Consider the following 17,186-nt stretch of genomic DNA (forward strand, 5'->3'; position numbering starts at 1 on the left):
TTGACCGGCCCTTTTTTCATGGCGGCTACCCCCGTCCGGCAGCCCCTTCGGGCACCGGCGCACCCAGACCTTCGAGCACACGCAAAGGGCGTTTAACCGCTTCGCCCAGACCGGGGCGCTTGGGTTGCGGGACCTGTTTGCTGACCTCGACCATCAGCACGCCACCGGCGTAGAACACCGGCATTTTCTGCCCGACCCGTTCCAACAAGTTGGCCGATTTACGCCAGACCTTGCGCTGGCTGGGCGGCTGATAGAGTGCGGAGACGTGGCGACCGGGCAACAGCCCATGGGTGCGCAATTGCGCCTCGAGCTGGCCCAGCGAATAGGGCCTGCCATAGCCAAAGGGCGTCCGGTCGGACCGGGACCAAAGTCCCGCGCGGTTGGGCACGATAAACACCGCCTTGCCGCCTGGGCCAAGGACGCGCCAGACCTCATCCAGAAGCGCGGGAGGCGTTTCGGACGTTTCCAGCCCGTGCAGCAGCACCAGCTTATCCACCTGCCCTGCCTGCAAGGGCCAAAGCGTTTCTTCGCAGAGCACGCTGATATTGGGCTGCCCCGCGGGCCAGGGCATCACCCCTTGCGGCCCCGGCATCAAACCGATCACGCGGCGCGCTTGCGCAAGGTAGGGACGCAAAAGCGGCACGGCAAAGCCATAGCCCGCGACGGTCTGGCCCTTGGCCTCTGGCCAAAAGCGCACCAGCTCATCGCGCACGACTTTCTGCGCCGCCCGGCCAAGTGCCGAACGATAGTAAAAGTTGCGCAGGTCGAGCACATCAAGGTGCATTGCGGTTCGCCATTCCTTGGGTCAGTCTGGGGTCAACATAAACACCAACGCGCAGGATGCCATGCCCCTAGAGCTTGTGACTGTTCCCTGTCTTGAAGACAATTATGCCTTTCTTGTGCACAACGCTGAAACGGGCGACACCGCCTTGATCGATGCGCCTGACGCCGCCCCTGTTCAGACGGCATTGGCCGATCGCGGCTGGACCCTGACCGATGTGCTATTGACCCATCACCATTGGGACCATGTCGACGGCCTGCCCGCGCTGCGCGGTGACGCGCGCGTCGTTGGGGCCAGCGCCGACGCGCACCGCCTGCCTGCTCTTGATCTGGCTGTGGTCGAGGGCGAGACGTTCACGGTCTGCGGCGAAGAGGTCCAGGTGTTCGATGTCAGCGGCCATACTGTGGGGCATATCGCGTTTTATCTGCCCGGTGCGGGCCTGGCCTTTACCGGCGATAGCCTGATGGCGATGGGCTGCGGGCGGTTGTTCGAAGGGACGCCTGCGCAAATGTGGGCATCCATGCAGAAGCTCCGCGCGCTTCCGCCTAAAACACTGATTTGTTCGGGCCATGAATACACTGCCAGCAACGTCGCCTTTGCCTTGACCCTTGAACCCGACAACGCACAGCTTATTTCTAGAGCAGACGCGATCAAGGCGGCACGCAGCAATGGGGTGTTCACCGTGCCATCGACGCTGTCGGACGAACTGACCACAAACCCCTATTTGCGTGCAGATGATCCCGGCTTGACTGCCAATGTTGGCATGCAAGGTGCTGATCCCACTGCCGTTTTCACCGAAATCCGCGCCCGCAAGGACCGGTTTTGATCATCCATCGGGCAACTTCACAAAAGTTGCCCCCGTTACACGCTTTCACAACTTCTGACGTGTATTGTGATCGCATGACCGAAAAAAAGCCTTGAAGGTTTGGAAAATAAGCCAAACTCTATTGGTATAGGCCACGGTCAGAATGGTGACTTGCCAATCTGACCCCCGATGGAAGGAGCACTGAAGTGCCGTCATTCTCAACGACCCTCGAGCAGTCGATCCACGGTGCGCTGGCACTGGCCAATGCCCGCCGTCACGAACTTGCCACGCTAGAGCATTTGCTGCTGGCGCTGATTGATGAACCCGACGCAGCCCGCGTGATGCAGGCCTGTTCGGTCGATCTTGATGAGTTGCGCAAGGACCTTGAAGAATTCATTGCCGATGATCTGTCCACACTTGTGACCGATGTCGAAGGATCAGAAGCTGTGCCCACGGCGGCATTCCAGCGCGTGATCCAGCGCGCGGCGATCCATGTGCAATCCTCTGGCCGGACAGAGGTGACGGGCGCCAATGTGCTGGTCGCGATCTTTGCCGAACGCGAAAGCAACGCCGCCTATTTCCTGCAAGAACAGGACATGACCCGCTATGACGCGGTGAATTTCATCGCGCACGGTGTCGCCAAGGACCCCGCCTTTGGCGAGGCGCGCCCGGTGTCGGGCACCCCGTCCGAGGAAGATACCACCGTCGACGACGGCGAGGCGAAAGAAAGCGCACTGGCGAAATACTGCGTGGACCTGAACGCCAAAAGCCAGAAAGGCGACGTGGACCCGCTGATCGGCCGCGCCCACGAGGTGGAACGCTGCATTCAGGTGCTGTGCCGTCGCCGCAAGAACAACCCGCTGCTGGTGGGTGATCCGGGCGTGGGCAAAACCGCCATTGCTGAAGGTCTGGCGCATAAGATCGTCAACGGCGAAACGCCAGAGGTGCTGGCCAACACCACGATCTATTCGCTCGATATGGGCGCGCTGCTGGCAGGCACCCGTTATCGCGGCGATTTTGAGGAACGCCTGAAAGCGGTGATGTCCGAAATGGAAGAGCACGACGACGCGGTGCTGTTCATCGACGAAATCCACACGGTGATCGGCGCAGGTGCCACGTCAGGTGGCGCAATGGATGCGTCCAACCTGCTGAAACCCGCTCTGCAGGGCGGCAAGCTGCGCTGCATGGGGTCCACCACTTACAAGGAATTCCGCCAGCACTTTGAAAAGGACCGCGCGCTGTCGCGGCGGTTCCAGAAGATTGACGTGACTGAACCTTCGGTGCCGGATGCGATCAAGATTTTGCAGGGTCTGAAGCCCTATTTCGAAGAGCATCACAGCATCAAATACACCGCTGATGCGGTCAAGACGGCGGTGGAACTGTCCGCGCGTTATATCAACGACCGAAAACTGCCCGACAAGGCAATTGACGTTATTGACGAGGCAGGCGCGGCCCAGCATCTGGTCGCAGAATCCAAGCGTCGCAAGACCATCGGCACCAAAGAGATTGAGGCCGTGGTCGCAAAGATCGCGCGGATTCCACCCAAGAACGTCAGCAAGGACGATGCAGAGGTCCTCAAAGACCTCGAAAAATCGCTCAAGCGGGTGGTCTTTGGTCAGGATGACGCCATCGTGGCGCTATCCTCGGCGATCAAATTGGCGCGGGCTGGCCTGCGCGAGCCCGAAAAGCCGATTGGCAACTATCTGTTTGCGGGCCCAACCGGTGTCGGCAAGACAGAGGTCGCCAAACAATTGGCGGACACGCTGGGTGTTGAACTGTTGCGCTTTGACATGTCGGAGTACATGGAAAAGCACGCGGTCAGCCGGTTGATCGGTGCACCTCCGGGCTATGTTGGCTTTGATCAGGGTGGCATGTTGACCGATGGGGTCGATCAGAACCCACATTGTGTTCTGCTGCTGGACGAGATGGAAAAGGCGCACCCGGATGTCTACAACATCCTGCTGCAGGTGATGGATCACGGGAAACTGACCGACCACAATGGCCGGACCACGGATTTCCGCAACGTGATCATCATCATGACCTCAAACGCCGGCGCGGCTGAGATGTCCAAGAACGCCATGGGCTTTGGCCGTGAGACGCGCGAAGGCGAAGATACCGCTGCGATTGAACGCACCTTCTCGCCCGAGTTCCGCAACCGTCTGGATGCGGTGATTTCCTTCGGTGCGCTGCCGAAAGAGGTGATCCTGCGGGTGGTCGAGAAATTCGTGCTTCAGCTTGAGGCGCAGTTGATCGACCGGAATGTGCATATCGAGCTGACACCGAAAGCGGCCGAATGGCTGGCCGACAAGGGCTATGACAGCAAGATGGGCGCGCGGCCCTTGGGTCGCGTGATTCAGGAGCACATCAAAAAACCGCTGGCCGAAGAGCTGCTGTTTGGCAAGCTGGTCAAAGGCGGGTTGGTCAAGGTTGGCGTCAAAGCCGGCAAGCTGGACCTGAAATTCGAGGAACCTGCGCAGGCGCGGATCGGCAAAGGCGACAAACCGCCACTGCTGACCGCAGACTAGGCGACAGACAAAGCGAAACGTAAAGGGCCCCTATCCGGGGCCCTTTTTTGCATCCGGGTGCCCATTCGGGACGGCGGGCGGGGCGGTGTTGACGTGGCGCAGGCCACGGCGACAAGCGGCGTCCCGCCGGGCCGTTTTCAGCCGCCTGCGCCAGTGATAGGCTGCCACCATGCGCCACCTGCCTGCCTTGATCTTTTGCCTGCCGCTAAGTGCGACCGCACAAGACATCACACTGCAGATGCCGATCGCCTGCACGCTGGATCAGGATTGTTACTTGCAGCAATTCGTCGACCATGATCCCGGCGCGGACGCCCGGGATTTCACCTGCGGCAACCTCAGCTATGACGGTCACAAAGGCACCGATTTTGCGCTGCACGACCGCGCAGCGCTTGCCAATGATGTGGCCGTTCTGGCTGCTGCACCCGGCACAGTGCGCGGGGTGCGTGACACCATGCCAGATGTGCTGCAAGGCAGCCCCGGCGCACCGGATGTCAGTGACCGGGAATGTGGAAATGGTGTTGTCCTCGACCACGGAAACGGCTGGGAAACGCAGTATTGCCATCTGGCACAGGGCAGTATGACCGTCAGCACAGGCGACACGGTCACCGCAGGTCAAAGGCTTGGCAGCGTTGGTCTGTCCGGGCAAACACAATTCCCGCATCTCCATCTGTCAGTGCGCAGGGACGGGCAAACCGTAGACCCCTTTGCGCCCGATGGCGCAATGTCCTGCGACGCAGCCCCATCCCGCACCCTGTGGCAGACCCCGCTTGCAACCCCGCCCGGCGGGTTGATCAGCAGCGGGTTTCACACCGACGTGCCCGCCTATGAAGCGGTCAAGGCAGGGCTGCCCAGCCCGGATACGTTGCCAACAGATGCCCCGGCCCTTGTGTTGTGGACTTTTATCTTTGGCGGGCGTGATGGCGATGTGATCACGCTGGACATCACGGGCCCGGACGGTCTGGTCTTGGGCCATGAAGAAAGTCTGAACCGGACGCAAGCGCAGCTTTATCGCGCCACAGGCCTGCGCGCGCCGCCCGATGGCTGGCCCACAGGCGACTACACCGGGCTGGCCCGGCACATGCGGGACGGCGAATTGCTTGACCAGCAAGAGGTTCAGTTGCGCATTGTCGCGCCCTAACGCTCGGTCAATTTCAGCTCAATCCTGCGGTTCTGAGCGCGTGCGGCATCCGTATCAGCGGTGTTCAGCGGTTGATATTCGCCAAATCCGTTTGCCGCGAGCCGCTGCGGCGGGATGCCCAGTGCGCCCTGCATGTAGCGCACGACCGACAGTGCGCGCGCTTGGCTCAGTTCCCAATTGTCGCGATATTGGCCCGTGCCGGACAGTGGGATGTTGTCGGTGTGCCCGTCAACGCGGATCACCCAATCGATGCCAGCGGGGATGTCATCGGCGATGGTTTTCAGGATGTCGGCCACTTTGGCAATCTCACCCCGGCCTTGAAAGGACAGCTCTGCCTCGCCGGGGCGGAACAGCACCTCGGACGAAAACACGAAGCGATCGCCGACGACCTGCACGCCGTCCTGCCCTTCGAGGATGCTGCGCAACTCGCCAAAGAAATCGGACCGGAACCGTTCAAGGTTTTGCGCCTCTGCCTCCAGCCGGGCGCGTTCTTCTTCAAGTCGCGCGCGCTCTGCCTCTTCCAATGCGCGCCTGCGGCGCTCTTCAGCAGCAACACGCGCCAAAGCAGTGTTCAATTGCGCGCCGAGCTGTTCGATTTGCACATTGGCATCAGCGTCCGCCTCTTCGGCGATATTCAGAAGCGATTGCAAGGTGCCGACCTGATTGCGCAATTCTGCCACCTGCGCGTTGAGTAAGGCGACCTGCCGCTGGCTTTCGGCGGACAGCGCCTGTTCCTCTGACAGGGCCCGATTGGCGGTGGCCAGCAGTGCGGCCCGTTCGTCTGCGGTGCCTTCAAGATCTTGCGCCTGCGCCAATGCGGCGGCGAGGCGGGCCTGCAAATCGGCGCGATCCTGTTCGGTCTGGCTGCGCCCATCTGACAAAGACGCAACCTCGGCCTGCAAGGCCTCTTGCGCCAAAAGCGCCTCTGCCAGTTGCGCTTCGAGCGTGGCGTTCAACGTGGCCGCATCGGTGGCCGTGGCCGTTGCCGCCTCTTGCGCGAGGATCGCGGCGGCCAGTTGCGCCTGTATCTCGGCCTCTGTCGCGGCACTGCCAGCCAGCGCCTCTTCCAGCGCAGTTTGAGCGGCGGACAATTCATCTGCGGTCGCTGCCCCGGCCGACACGGCTGCCGCAAGACGCACGGTCAAGTCATCGGTTTGCGCATTGGCAGCTTCAAGGGCGGCGCGCGCCTCTGCCAATTCAGCGGCGGTGTTTTCGGCCAGCCCCAATGCCGCCAGCAGCCGCGCATCAAGGTTAGAGCCTTCGACCAATGCCTGTGTCAGCTCATTTTCCGCGTTTTGCTGCGCCAAAAGCGCGGCGGCAAGGTTCATATCCAATTGGTCCCGCGCGGCCTGCGTTGCGGCGAGCAGGGTCAGGGTTTCTTCGGCCTCGCGTCGCTTTTCTTCCAGCGCGAGGGTCATGGCAGTCAATTCGGTGTCGGCATTTGCCAGCCGTTCGCGCAGGGCCTCTGCCGCGGCGGCATCGGCCAGACGCGCGGCTTCCAGATCGCTGATCTGTGCCGCGTCGTTGGTTGCGGCCTCTTCCAAGGCGGCGATGCGAGCGGCGCTGACCTCGCCCGTGTTTTCGAGATCGGAGATCATCGCCTCGAGCGCCTCGCGCCTGGCGGCGGCAAGGCGTGCGGCCTCAACGCTGGCGTCGATCTCATCGCGGGCCGTTGCGAGGGCGAGGTTCAAGGCCTCTTGTTCGGACAGGAGAGAGGCTTCGCGCCCTTCCAGATCAGCAATTTGCGCCTGCGCTTCGGTTCGGTCCGCCAAGAGGCCAGCGACCTGCGCTTCGAAACCGGTGATCTGGTTCTGGGCGGCGACAAGCGCGGCTTGCGTATCGTCGCGTTCGCGGGTCAGTGTCGCGATCAGTGCGGCCTGCTGGTTGGCGGTGTCGGTTGCATCGGCCAGATTGGCGGACAGATCGGCGCTGCGATCCTGTTCCAACCCCAATGCGGATGCGAGCGCCGAGACTTCTTCGGCCAATTCGTCCAACTGGCTGGCCTGCCCGGTGATGGTTTCGCGCAGCACAAACTGAATGACCATGAAAATGGTCAACACGAACATCAGCACCAGCAAAAGGCCCGTCATCGCGTCCACAAACCCCGGCCAGATGGCCTGATTCATGCGCTGGCCGCGACGGGTCAGTGCCATTTAGCTGCCCCCCGACCCGGGCCGCCCCCGCCCTTTGAGCGCGCGGGTCAGGGCTGCCAGATCGGCGCGCAGATCAGCGAGCGTTTCCTGTCGGCCTGCTGACATTTCTTCCAGCACGCGCAGCAGTTGCACGTCGATCGAGCGCAGACGCATCCGGCTTTCGGCATCCAGACCGTCAACGCCGCCTTCTTCGAGCTTTTCGATCAGCCGTTCCTGCCCGGCGGCGACGCGGGCCAGTGTATCACTGTCAGCGGCGCCCTGCCCCATGCTGGCAATCGCATCGGTCAGCGCATCCAGGCGCGCGTCCATTTCGGCCTGTCGTACATCTGCCTGATTGACCATGGCCTGCATGGTTTCCAACTGACCCGCCATGTGTTCGGCAAAGGCAGACATCATGCCGGTTTCCTCTGACCCGCCACTGTCTTCGCCTGTCGCAAAGCCGAGGCGGGTGATGGTGGACAGCCACTCTTCAAGCTCGCGGTAAAACCGGTTCTGGCCGTGGCTGGCAAAGAGTTCCAGAAGGCCCACAACAAGAGATCCAGCCAACCCCAAAAGCGAGGATGAAAAGGCCGTGCCCATGCCGCCCAGCTGGCTTTCAAGGCCCGCTTGAAGGCGGCCAAAGACGTCCGCGCCGCTTTCACCGTCGCCGGGGTTGAGGCTACGGATGGTTTCGACAAGCGCGGGTACGGTGGTGGCAAGGCCGTAGAACGTGCCCAGAAGGCCAAGGAAAATCAGTGTGTTCCCAATGTAGCGTGTGATCTCGCGGTCTTCGTCGATCCGCTGGGCTACTGAGTCCTGAATTGACCGGCTGGAGGTGGACGAGATTTGCATCATCGCCCCGCGCGACCGCAGCAGCGTTGCCAAGGGGGCCAGCAACCCCGGTGCCTGCGTCAGGTTGTGGCCGACGCGATGGCCCGCAAACCCTTCGATCCATTCGACCGAGCGCATAAGCTGAAAGACCTGACCGAAGGTGGACAAGACACCAATGACGAACACGGCAAGGATCGCGCCGTTCAGATAGGCGTTCGCGAGGTAGATCGCGATGATCTGTTCGCGCGCGATGTAAAGACCAGACCCCACCGCCACGAGCACGAAGATCATCGAAATGATCTGGCGCACGGGCTGTGAAAACTGCGGCTTTGCCTCGGGTTCCCTGTTGTCCGTCAAAGGCTTCGGGGTCCTCTTTGATGTTGTTGCGCAAAGCTTAACGTGCTGTCGCTGCAAACGGAAATGATTATTCCGTCAGCGCCCGGACCCGTGTCACGAGCCAATCCATATCCGCGTCGCTGATGCCCATCTGGGTCAGGTGGTCGGCGGTGTTGTAAAGGTATTCGGTATTTGGCCCGCGCCCGCCCACAGAGCGCGCAATCATCTGTGCCTGTGTTTCAAGGTCAAACTGGCAGTACTGCACATGGTTGCGGTTGATGACATAGGCCAGCGTCGGCACGGTACTGCCATCATCCAGCGTCACATCGAGTGTCCGTTCTTCGTAGGCGGATGAAATCAGCTCTCGCTCGCGCAGCGTGGCAAGGACCGGCTCCTCTTCTTCGGGCTTTACGCGAAAGGCCACGCCGGTACAGGTGGCATCAGGGGTTTCATCCAGCGCCAGCACAAGGCCCGGTTCGTCCTCAGACCCGCGATGGTGGATCGACAACATGCAAAAGCTGCGGTGATAGTCGCGCAGGACTGCCCGGCGGGATTCTGCCGGGGTAAAGCCCGGATTCCATAAAAGTGAGCCGTAGCCGAATACCCACATTGCCATGTCTCTGGTCCTTTCAAGATGGGCCTTATAAACACAGGCCACAGCCAAAGGGAAAGGACCAAAGATGCGCCGTCTGTTCATCATCGTGATGGTGCTGTCCACGCTTTATGGCGGCTATTGGTTTGTGGGGGCTCGGGCGGTCGAGGACGGTGCGCGGGATGCGCTGGCCGACATGGCCGATCAGGGCTGGGACGTGGCATTCAGCGATCTGGACACACGCGGCTTTCCCTCGCGGTTTGACACCACGGTGACTGATCTGTCGTTGACCGCACCAAGTGGTCTTTTGTCTTATCAGGCGCCGTTTTTGCAGGCCTTTGCGCTAAGCTATCAACCCAACCGCGTGATTGCGGCCTTTCCCACCACCCAGACCGTTCGTCTGGGCGGGCTGACCCTGATGCTGGGCAGTGACGGTTTGCGCGCAAGTGCGGGTGTGAAGGCGAACGCGGGGCTGAGTTTTGACGAAGCGACGGTCGAAGCCAAGATGCTGTCGCTGGCCACGGACGTGGCGGGCGTGCGCACTGGCCCTGCGTTGTTGGCGACCCGTGCATCGGCGATGCCCAATGCCTATGACGCTTATCTGGGATTAGAGCGGATCACGCTGCCTGATGACTTGTGGCAGCAGATGTTTCCGCATGGCGCGCTGCCGCTGACCATTGACGGGCTGCGATTGGATGCCACCGCGACACTGGATCAGGAATTGAACCGCAACACGCTGCAAGCCAATCCCGGCCCGGTGCTGACCGCGCTGAAACTGACCGAGCTGGTGTTGAACTGGGGTGATCTGTCGGTGACAGCGCGCGGCGCGTTGGATGTGGATCAAAGCGGCGTGGTTTCCGGCAAGATCACGATCACGGCGGTGGCGTGGGAAGACTTGTTAGAGGGGTTGTCGAATGTGGGAGCGATTGAACCGGATATCGCCCAGACCTATCGCAACATGGGCGATCTGCTGGCGCAGGGGTCTGAGACCCTGACTGTGCCGCTGACCTTTCAGAACGGGTTTATGACACTGGGCGCGATCCCACTGGGGCTGGCACCACGGTTGCGTTAGCCCCGGCTGAACAGGCCGGTCAGCGCGCGGCTGACAAGGCCCGAAACAGAGGGACGTTTCAGCGCCGTAAAGGGCAGTGGGCGACATACCTCGATCGCGGCGACACCGACCCGTGCGGTCAGCGCACCGTTGACCACGCCTTCGCCAAAGCGGCGCGAAACCTTCGACAGCACCCCGCCGCCTGCGACCGATCCGATCAGGTCATCACCCACAGCGACAGCCCCGGTTGCAACCAGATGGGTCAGCACGGTGCGCGTCAGCCGCCAACTGCCAAGCGTGCCAGCGCGACCGCCGTAGATTTCAGCGATCCGGCGGATCATGCGCAGATTGGCGGTCAGGGCCGTGAAGACATCCGCCAGCGCCAGCGGTACGATAGCGGTGACCGTTGCGACCTGTCGGGCTGCGGCCTCGACCTCTTTCCGGGCTTGGGTATCAAGGGGTTCGAGCAAAGTGCGTTCTGTCAGCCCCAAAAGCGCATCGGCGTCCAGCATGTCATTGCGCCCCGCCGCCAGCCGGTCGCGGCCCCATTTGGTGTCATCGCGGCCCGCATAAAGCGCGACGATCTGGTCGGTGACCTTGCGGGCTTGCCCAAGGTCTTCTTCGGCGATGGCGGTTGCGGCTGCCGCCTGCACCCGGTCAATGCGACGCAGGCGCGAAATGGCCGCCAGTTCGCGCACCGCTATGGCCAGAAGAACAAGACAGAGCAGACCCAGAATGACAGTCACCGAAAGCCCGAGCAACGGGCTGCGCGCAATCAGGGCATTCACGTAGTCCCAGGTCGCAAGGCTGACCACAAAGCCCGCCAGCGCCAGAAGCAGCGACCAAAACCAGCGCCCCAGCACCGACCGGCGACGGGTGGCAATGGCCGCGACGGTTTGCATTGCGGCGCCTTGTGGTGCGTCATCGTCAATGACGGCAGGCGCTGTGGCGGGAGTGACGTCTGTTGGGTCATCGTCAAGATCGATCAGAACCGGGCCTCGGGTCATGTGGGCGCCCTCCATTCATAGCGCAGGTCGGGCAGGCCTTCTTCGTTGTCGGCGCCATCGGTTTCGTCTGTTGCGGTAAAGCCGTGGCGTTCATAGAACCGCCGCGCCCCGGTGTTGGCCTGAAAGCACCACAGGTGCAGGTGGCCGCTTGTGCGTTGCGCCGCGTGCAAGAGTTGCGTGCCGATGCCCTGTCGGCGGTGGTCATGATCGACGTAGAGGTGCATGAGGTCAGCCCCATCCCGTGCCAAATAGCCAACGGCGATGCCGCGTATATCAGCCACGGTGACCAGGCCGCCGCCGATCAGTTTGCGCAAGAACTGCAAATCTTCCGGAGGGGAATGCAGGCGCGGCACCCATTCGGTTGCGGTGAACCATGCGCCCAGAATGCGGGCGCAGGGGATCGCATCCTCGACCCGGGCATGGCGGAGGGTCGCTGTCACAGCTTATCCCCCAAAAGGAACTCCGCCGCCTTGTCGAGCCGGATGTGCGGTGGGCCGTCGCCCGGTTTGAGGGTCAGAGCCGCAGGCGCAAAGCGCATGACCTGATAATCCTGATCCAGCCACCTGTCCTGGCCTGCGCGCGCAGGCCCCAGCAGGTGTTGCGGGTCGCTGGGCAAGGCACCGGGGTAGAATGCCGCCTGTTTGTCATTTTCCAACAATCGCCCCCGGACCACATTGAGCGGGCCATCGCGGTGGTCAACGGTTTCCTCGACCGTGGTGCGCAGGGCGGCAATTGACATTGCTGCGGTGCGTGCGCCAGCAAAGTCGGCACGGTCCTTGGCCTCGCGCAGAAGCGCCTGCGTGATCGCCGTAAGCTGCGGATGCTGGGTGTGGTGCAGATGATCCGCCTTGGTGGCGGCAAACAGGATCTTTTCCACCCGGCGGCCAGCAAAGATACGGGTCAGAAACGCATTGCGACCGGGTCGGAAGGCCCCAAGGATATCGGCCATCGCGGCACGAAGATCATCCACCGCTGGCGGGCCTGCGTGGATCGCCCCCAGCACGTCGACCAGCACAACTTGCCGGTCAATCCGGGCGAAGTGGTCACGAAAGAACGGGCGCACAACATTACGCTTGTAACTTTCGAACCTGCGCGCGAACTCTCGCCCCAGCGATTTGCGCGCATAGGCCCCCGGTGGCAGCGGTGCAAAGGTCAAAACGGGCGAGCCCGCCAGATCGCCGGGCAACAGGAAGCGACCTGGCGAGCAATCGGAAAACCCCTCGGCACGAGAGGCTTGCAAATGTGCGGTAAACCCTTGGGCCAATGCCTGCGCCGTTGGTTCATCAAGCGGCGCGTCGGCATCAACACCCGCAACCTGCTGGAGGTAGGCGTCACCACCGGGCCGCCCTGCGGCGCGGGTCAGGGCCGCCTCTGACCAGGCGGCATAATCCAGATCAAGGAGCGCCAGATCCAACAGCCATTCGCCGGGGTAATCGACAATATCCAGATGCACGGTGCGCGGGCCGGACAACCCGCCCAAAAGCCCCGATGGCTGTACCTTGAGCGACAAACGCAGTTCAGAGATATGGCGCGTGCCGTCAGGCCAGCTGGGTTGAAGCGCGGTCAATTGCGCCAGATGGGATTCGTAGGCAAAGCGCGGCAGCGTGTCATCGGGCTGCGGTTGCAGATAGGCGGTCTGGATCGCACCAGAGGCCGCCGCACGCAGCCCCGGCATCCGGCCCCGGTTCATCAGATTGGCGACAAGGGCCGTGATAAACACCGTCTTTCCCGCACGGCTTAGCCCGGTCACACCCAGCCGGATGACCGGGTCGGAAAAGGGTGCTGTCACCGTATCGGCCACGGTTTCAACTGACCGCGCGATTCCGTCTGCAATTGCCCCAATGACCAAATTCGTACCCTTTGTGCTCGACGTTCAGCCCAAGATAGGCGCGGGGTCGCGGCTTGGGTAGGGATTGATTTTGGCGCATCCTCCCCCTAAAGCAGCGCTATGCCGCGTTTTGCCCTGAAAGTTGAATACAATGGTGCGCCCTTTGCCGGGTGGCAGCGGCAGAAGGACCAGCCATCGGTGCAGGGCGCGATTGAGGCCGCATTGGCCAAGCTGGAACCGGGGCCACACTCCATCGCCGCTGCCGGACGGACGGATGCAGGGGTGCATGCGACCGGCCAGGTAGCACATTGCGATTTGACGCAGGATTGGGACCCGTTTCGGCTGTCGGAGGCGCTGAATTATCACCTGAAGCCCGCGCCGGTTGCGATTGTCGATTGCGCGCATGTGGCCGAGGATTGGCATGCCCGGTTTTTGGCGGTGGAACGGCGATATCTGTTCAAACTCGCGGTGCGGCGTGCGCCCTTGACGCTTGAAAAAGGTCTGATGTGGCAGGTGCGTCATCCGTTGGATGGGGCCGCGATGCAGGCCGGGGCGGACCAGTTGCTTGGCCGGCATGATTTTACGACCTTCCGATCCTCGATCTGTCAGGCAGATAGCCCCTTGCGCACCTTGGACGAATTGCGGGTTGAGGAATTGCCCGTAAGTGGCGGGCAACTCTTTCATTTTCACGTCCGTGCGCAGTCGTTTTTGCACAATCAGGTGCGCGGTTTTGTGGGAACGTTGGAACGTGTCGGCGCGGGCGCATGGGCACCGGATGATGTGGGGCGCGCGTTGGCCGCGAAGGAACGCGCGGCTTGCGGACCGGTTTGCCCACCTGAAGGGTTGTATCTGGCGGGTGTCGGCTATCCTGCCGATCCGTTCGCCTAGTCGTTGTCGGTCAAACCTGCACCGGCCCCGGCCAAGCGCGATTCTTCCGTTTCAGGCACATAGGTTTTGGCCGCCAACGCCTCCCATTCCTGCCAGATGTGATCGGGGATATTCATCGGCGCAGTGGGCAGCGGTGCAGGGTCGCCAGCGGGTAAGGCGGTTAGCACGCCGCCACTATGTTTCACATAAAGATCATAGTCTTGCATTGCGTTCCGCAGGTAGGCGTTAAGCAGCGCCTCAGGTTCCGTGCGGCGCAAGATCACTGTGCTTTCGCCTGCGCGCAGTGCATCAATCGCAAGCGGCGCGCACATCAGTATAGGACCGTCGAGCGTGAGGGGATCGTCTGAGCTTGCGACGTCAAAAGGCCCAGATAGTACGTTGGTAAGGTTGGAGATTTCGCCCGGTGCTGCCATCGTCAAGGTGCCAATTGCGCGTGCAAAATCTTCGGCATGTCCCAGCGGCACACCAGCCCCGCGCGCAGCTTTCAGCGCTATGCCCTCAATCTCGTTCCGCGCGCGTTTCATGCAGCAAAGGTGGGCAGCCACCAGTCGTCAGCATTGTCCAATTCATCCCACAGCGGTGCGCCTTGGGCCAGTGTGATCCGGGTCCAGCGGTCGGATTTGGGATCGAACTTGGCGGCCCCAAAGAACGCCAGCTTGCAGCGCAGCATGTCGATGGGCAGGCAGCCCTCACCGATCAGGTTGTCGCGGATTTCGGCGTAAGGATGCAGGGCCAGCGTTTGCACGCGGCGCAGGGCACAGCGGTGCCGTGGATGAGCGCGCAGGAAGGCGGCGACATTGCCGTCTGTCCCAAGGTCGCGGGACAGCGCCTGCACCTGTCGGGCGATATCGAGCGGGCTTTCGCGGTCACCGCCCGGCTCTACGTGGCGGTCGCCTAGGCGGGGTTCCAGCTTGGCCTCTGACACGTACCAGAACCGCGCGCAGTTGACGGGTGTGGCATAGTCGATGTCGCAGGCCCAGCCCCAGTCGCGGGCGATCAGGGCTGCCAGATCGGCACAGGACATGGCAGGTTCAATCTGAGGCTGAAATGGTGTTGCCATGCAGTCGGTCAGCCCGTCGATCAGGTCACCGAAGGGTTCCAGGCAAAGGGCCACGATCAGCTCTTGGCAATCGACGGAATAGGCGGTGGAGGCTTTGATGATTGCGTCAATCGGGGTCGCGCCCAACATCAGCTCTGGCGTCAAACGATTTGCAAAGGTTAGAAATTCTTGCCGCAGGGTCGCAATACGGCCAGCTGCGATATCGTCAGGCACTTGCCATTCGGCAAGGTGCTGGGCTGCACGCGCGACCAGCGCATAGAAGCGTTCAATTTGAATTGGTGACAGCGCTGGGATCGCGCGGACCCGGGCCAATGCGGTTTCACGCACCTGCATCCAAGCGTCCAGCAAAAGCGGGTGCGAGACCAGAAATGGCGCCATGCCAAGGCCAGTGGAATTGCCGATCCCAAGGTGGCGTTTCAGGTCACGGTCAAGGGTCGCACCGCCCACATGTTCGACCAGATCATGAGTGAACCCCCGGATCAGCCAGACGGTCAGCATCTCGGCCGCAAAAGGGCCAGAGAGTCCCGGACGATCCGCGATGCGGGCGCGGTCGGCGATGCCAAACTTGCCGTTGCCATAAACGGCGGTGGTGCGCATCAGGTAGCCGGTTTGCGCGACAAGCCGGCGGTCGGGTTGCCGCCCGGCGCGCAGCGCGTCGACCACGTGCGCCCAAAGGCGAATGGATTTATTGGCTCGGCTGAGCACCAGATCGCGTTCTGTATAACGCGATGCCTCTTGCTTGGGTGCGGCGGCGACAATGCGCGCGACCTCATCCGTTGATGGGACGCCGTCGTAGAGGACGTAAGCCGTGTCCCATGCGGTGGCGATCACCCGGTCGGTGCGTTGGTCGGGCGGCAAGTCGTTAGAGACTGCCACAAGGGAATAGGTAAAGCCGCCGAAATCCAAGCAGTAGACTGCATGGCCAAAACCGTCCGGCGACATTTCCCACACCGGGCGGGTGACCTGCACCTGCTCTGCCCCGAGCTTGCGGGTCAGGCTGCGCAGAAACGACAAGCGCGTGGGAAAGGATGCGCCCATGCGGCGCAGGCGCATCACTTCGCTGGGTGGGCGCAGGGGCATTTGCGGCGGGGTTTTGAAATCATCCAGCATCGCAGGGCCCAAAGTTCGCATCATAGAACCGCAGCCAGTTGTCGCCCATGATCCCGTCAACCTCTGCCGGGGACATGCCGACCGCACTCAGCCCATCACGGATGTTACCAAAGTCGCGGTTGTCGTTGAACCAATCCGGCATCGGGGGAAAGCCTGCGTTGTCGGCAGAGCCTTCGCCATAATCGATGTCCTTGCTCCACCGTCCGACGCGCATCCATTCGACCACGCTGTCAGGTTGGTCCTGACAAAGATCGGTGCCGATCCCGAGGTTCTGCGCGCCATAGCGCGATGCGGCCTCTGCGATCATCTGGCAAAAGCTGTCCAACGTGCAGGCCCCGCCGCCTGCCAGATGGTGCGGATAGACCGAAAAGCCCAACATTCCGCCGCGCGCGGTCAGGGCGCGCAGCACCTCATCGGGTTTGTTGCGGCGCGCCGGGTGCCACCAGTCGGGGTTGGCGTGAGTAATCGCGATAGGGCGGCTGGAATGGTCGATCGCCTCTAGCGTAGAACGGTCCGCCGAGTGGGACATATCGACCACAAGGCCCACGCGGTTCATCTCAGTCACCGCCTGTTTGCCAAAGCGGGTGAGACCGGTGTCGTCGTCTTCATAACAGCCCGTCGCGAGAAGCGACTGATTGTTATAGGTCAGCTGCATGAACCGCGCACCCAATTGGTGGCAAATCTCGATCAGGCCGATGTCATCCTCAATCGGGCTGGGGTTCTGGAAGCCAAAGAAGATCGCGGTGCGGTTAGTATCGTGCGCCCGGCGCACATCATCGCCGGTCAGCCCGCGCAGGATCAGGTCCGGGAAGCGTTCGAACCAGCGGTTCCACTTTTCCAGCTCCAGCACCATTTCGCGAAAACTTTCGTGGTAGGCGATGGTGACATGCACAGCGTCGACGCCGCCCGCGCGCATCTGGCGAAAGATTTTTTCGGACCAATTGGCGTATTGCAGGTTGTCGATGAGGTATCCCATGCCCGCAGATTAGCGGATTCGCCCGATCCGCCAATGCCCGAATGCGACCACGCTTGCGCGGGAAAAGAACTGCGCGTTTCCCCGCAATGTGAACGCTTGCGGCATTTTCCTTTCGCCCGGCGCGGG

Annotated in this window: 15 protein-coding genes; 5 read left to right on the forward strand and 10 right to left on the reverse strand. The window is 61.9% G+C overall.

Annotated elements, in window-relative coordinates:
* Positions 1–25: 25 nt before the first annotated feature.
* Positions 26–784: a class I SAM-dependent methyltransferase gene (locus tag AB3Y40_RS13225; RefSeq protein ID WP_369439258.1), complete on the reverse strand. Its 759-nt coding sequence runs from the start codon at positions 782–784 to the stop codon at positions 26–28.
* A gap of 61 nt (positions 785–845) precedes the next feature.
* Here AB3Y40_RS13225 and gloB point away from each other — a divergent pair, with 61 nt between their 5' ends.
* The 3 genes from gloB (at position 846) to AB3Y40_RS13240 (ending at position 5,249) form a co-directional block, all read left to right on the forward strand.
* Complete coding sequence (gene gloB, locus AB3Y40_RS13230) at positions 846–1,607, forward strand: hydroxyacylglutathione hydrolase (protein ID WP_369439259.1); 762 nt, start codon at positions 846–848, stop codon at positions 1,605–1,607.
* 185 nt (positions 1,608–1,792) lie between these two features.
* Positions 1,793–4,111 (forward strand): ATP-dependent Clp protease ATP-binding subunit ClpA, encoded by a 2,319-nt coding sequence (gene clpA, locus AB3Y40_RS13235; RefSeq protein ID WP_369439260.1) that lies wholly within the window; start codon positions 1,793–1,795, stop codon positions 4,109–4,111.
* A 169-nt stretch (positions 4,112–4,280) separates the two neighbouring features.
* Positions 4,281–5,249 carry a M23 family metallopeptidase gene (locus AB3Y40_RS13240; protein WP_369439261.1) on the forward strand — a complete coding sequence of 323 codons (969 nt, stop codon included), beginning with the start codon at positions 4,281–4,283 and terminating at the stop codon, positions 5,247–5,249.
* Here AB3Y40_RS13240 and AB3Y40_RS13245 read toward each other — a convergent pair.
* From AB3Y40_RS13245 to AB3Y40_RS13255, 3 genes are all read right to left on the reverse strand, one after another.
* Positions 5,246–7,402 (reverse strand): peptidoglycan -binding protein, encoded by a 2,157-nt coding sequence (locus AB3Y40_RS13245; protein ID WP_369439262.1) that lies wholly within the window; start codon positions 7,400–7,402, stop codon positions 5,246–5,248. The two genes, AB3Y40_RS13240 and AB3Y40_RS13245, sit on opposite strands and share 4 nt — an antisense overlap.
* Positions 7,403–8,503, reverse strand: coding sequence for a biopolymer transporter ExbB (locus AB3Y40_RS13250; protein ID WP_369439650.1), 1,101 nt, complete (start codon positions 8,501–8,503; stop codon positions 7,403–7,405).
* Between the two features lie 133 nt (positions 8,504–8,636).
* The gene (locus tag AB3Y40_RS13255) at positions 8,637–9,164 is read right to left on the reverse strand and encodes a gamma-glutamylcyclotransferase (RefSeq protein WP_369439263.1); all 528 of its coding nucleotides are present in this window, start codon (positions 9,162–9,164) and stop codon (positions 8,637–8,639) included.
* A gap of 64 nt (positions 9,165–9,228) precedes the next feature.
* Between AB3Y40_RS13255 and AB3Y40_RS13260 the strand changes: the two genes are divergently transcribed.
* Positions 9,229–10,212, forward strand: a complete 984-nt coding sequence (locus AB3Y40_RS13260) for a DUF2125 domain-containing protein (protein ID WP_369439264.1) — start codon at positions 9,229–9,231, stop codon at positions 10,210–10,212.
* On the opposite strand, the gene AB3Y40_RS13265 is transcribed toward AB3Y40_RS13260, so the two are convergent.
* The 3 genes from AB3Y40_RS13265 to AB3Y40_RS13275 are packed head-to-tail and all read right to left on the reverse strand — an operon-like array spanning position 10,209 to position 13,047.
* The gene (locus tag AB3Y40_RS13265) at positions 10,209–11,198 is read right to left on the reverse strand and encodes a YcjF family protein (RefSeq protein ID WP_369439265.1); all 990 of its coding nucleotides are present in this window, start codon (positions 11,196–11,198) and stop codon (positions 10,209–10,211) included. The genes AB3Y40_RS13260 and AB3Y40_RS13265 overlap by 4 nt on opposite strands.
* On the reverse strand, positions 11,195–11,638 hold the full coding sequence (locus AB3Y40_RS13270) for a GNAT family N-acetyltransferase (RefSeq protein ID WP_369439266.1): 444 nt from the start codon (positions 11,636–11,638) through the stop codon (positions 11,195–11,197). Before AB3Y40_RS13270 ends, AB3Y40_RS13265 begins: the two co-directional genes overlap by 4 nt.
* Entirely contained in the window at positions 11,635–13,047 is a 1,413-nt protein-coding gene (locus AB3Y40_RS13275; protein ID WP_369439267.1) for a YcjX family GTP-binding protein, read from the reverse strand. The genes AB3Y40_RS13270 and AB3Y40_RS13275 overlap by 4 nt, the downstream gene beginning before the upstream one ends.
* Before the next feature lie 99 nt (positions 13,048–13,146).
* Here AB3Y40_RS13275 and truA point away from each other — a divergent pair, with 99 nt between their 5' ends.
* Positions 13,147–13,914 carry a tRNA pseudouridine(38-40) synthase TruA gene (gene truA / locus AB3Y40_RS13280; RefSeq protein WP_369439268.1) on the forward strand — a complete coding sequence of 256 codons (768 nt, stop codon included), beginning with the start codon at positions 13,147–13,149 and terminating at the stop codon, positions 13,912–13,914.
* Here the strand turns inward: truA and AB3Y40_RS13285 are convergent.
* From AB3Y40_RS13285 to AB3Y40_RS13295, 3 genes are read right to left on the reverse strand one after another with little or no spacing between them, the layout of a single operon-like run.
* A complete protein-coding gene (locus tag AB3Y40_RS13285) occupies positions 13,911–14,438 on the reverse strand; it encodes a DUF3726 domain-containing protein (protein ID WP_369439269.1) in 528 nt (175 codons plus the stop codon). The two genes, truA and AB3Y40_RS13285, sit on opposite strands and share 4 nt — an antisense overlap.
* Positions 14,435–16,084: a hypothetical protein gene (locus AB3Y40_RS13290; protein WP_369439651.1), complete on the reverse strand. Its 1,650-nt coding sequence runs from the start codon at positions 16,082–16,084 to the stop codon at positions 14,435–14,437. The genes AB3Y40_RS13285 and AB3Y40_RS13290 overlap by 4 nt, the downstream gene beginning before the upstream one ends.
* Positions 16,074–17,060 carry a membrane dipeptidase gene (locus AB3Y40_RS13295; protein ID WP_369439270.1) on the reverse strand — a complete coding sequence of 329 codons (987 nt, stop codon included), beginning with the start codon at positions 17,058–17,060 and terminating at the stop codon, positions 16,074–16,076. Before AB3Y40_RS13295 ends, AB3Y40_RS13290 begins: the two co-directional genes overlap by 11 nt.
* Positions 17,061–17,186 lie beyond the last annotated feature (126 nt).

Origin of the sequence: Yoonia sp. R2331 (assembly GCF_041103235.1) — a bacterium.
GTDB lineage: Bacteria > Pseudomonadota > Alphaproteobacteria > Rhodobacterales > Rhodobacteraceae > CANMYO01.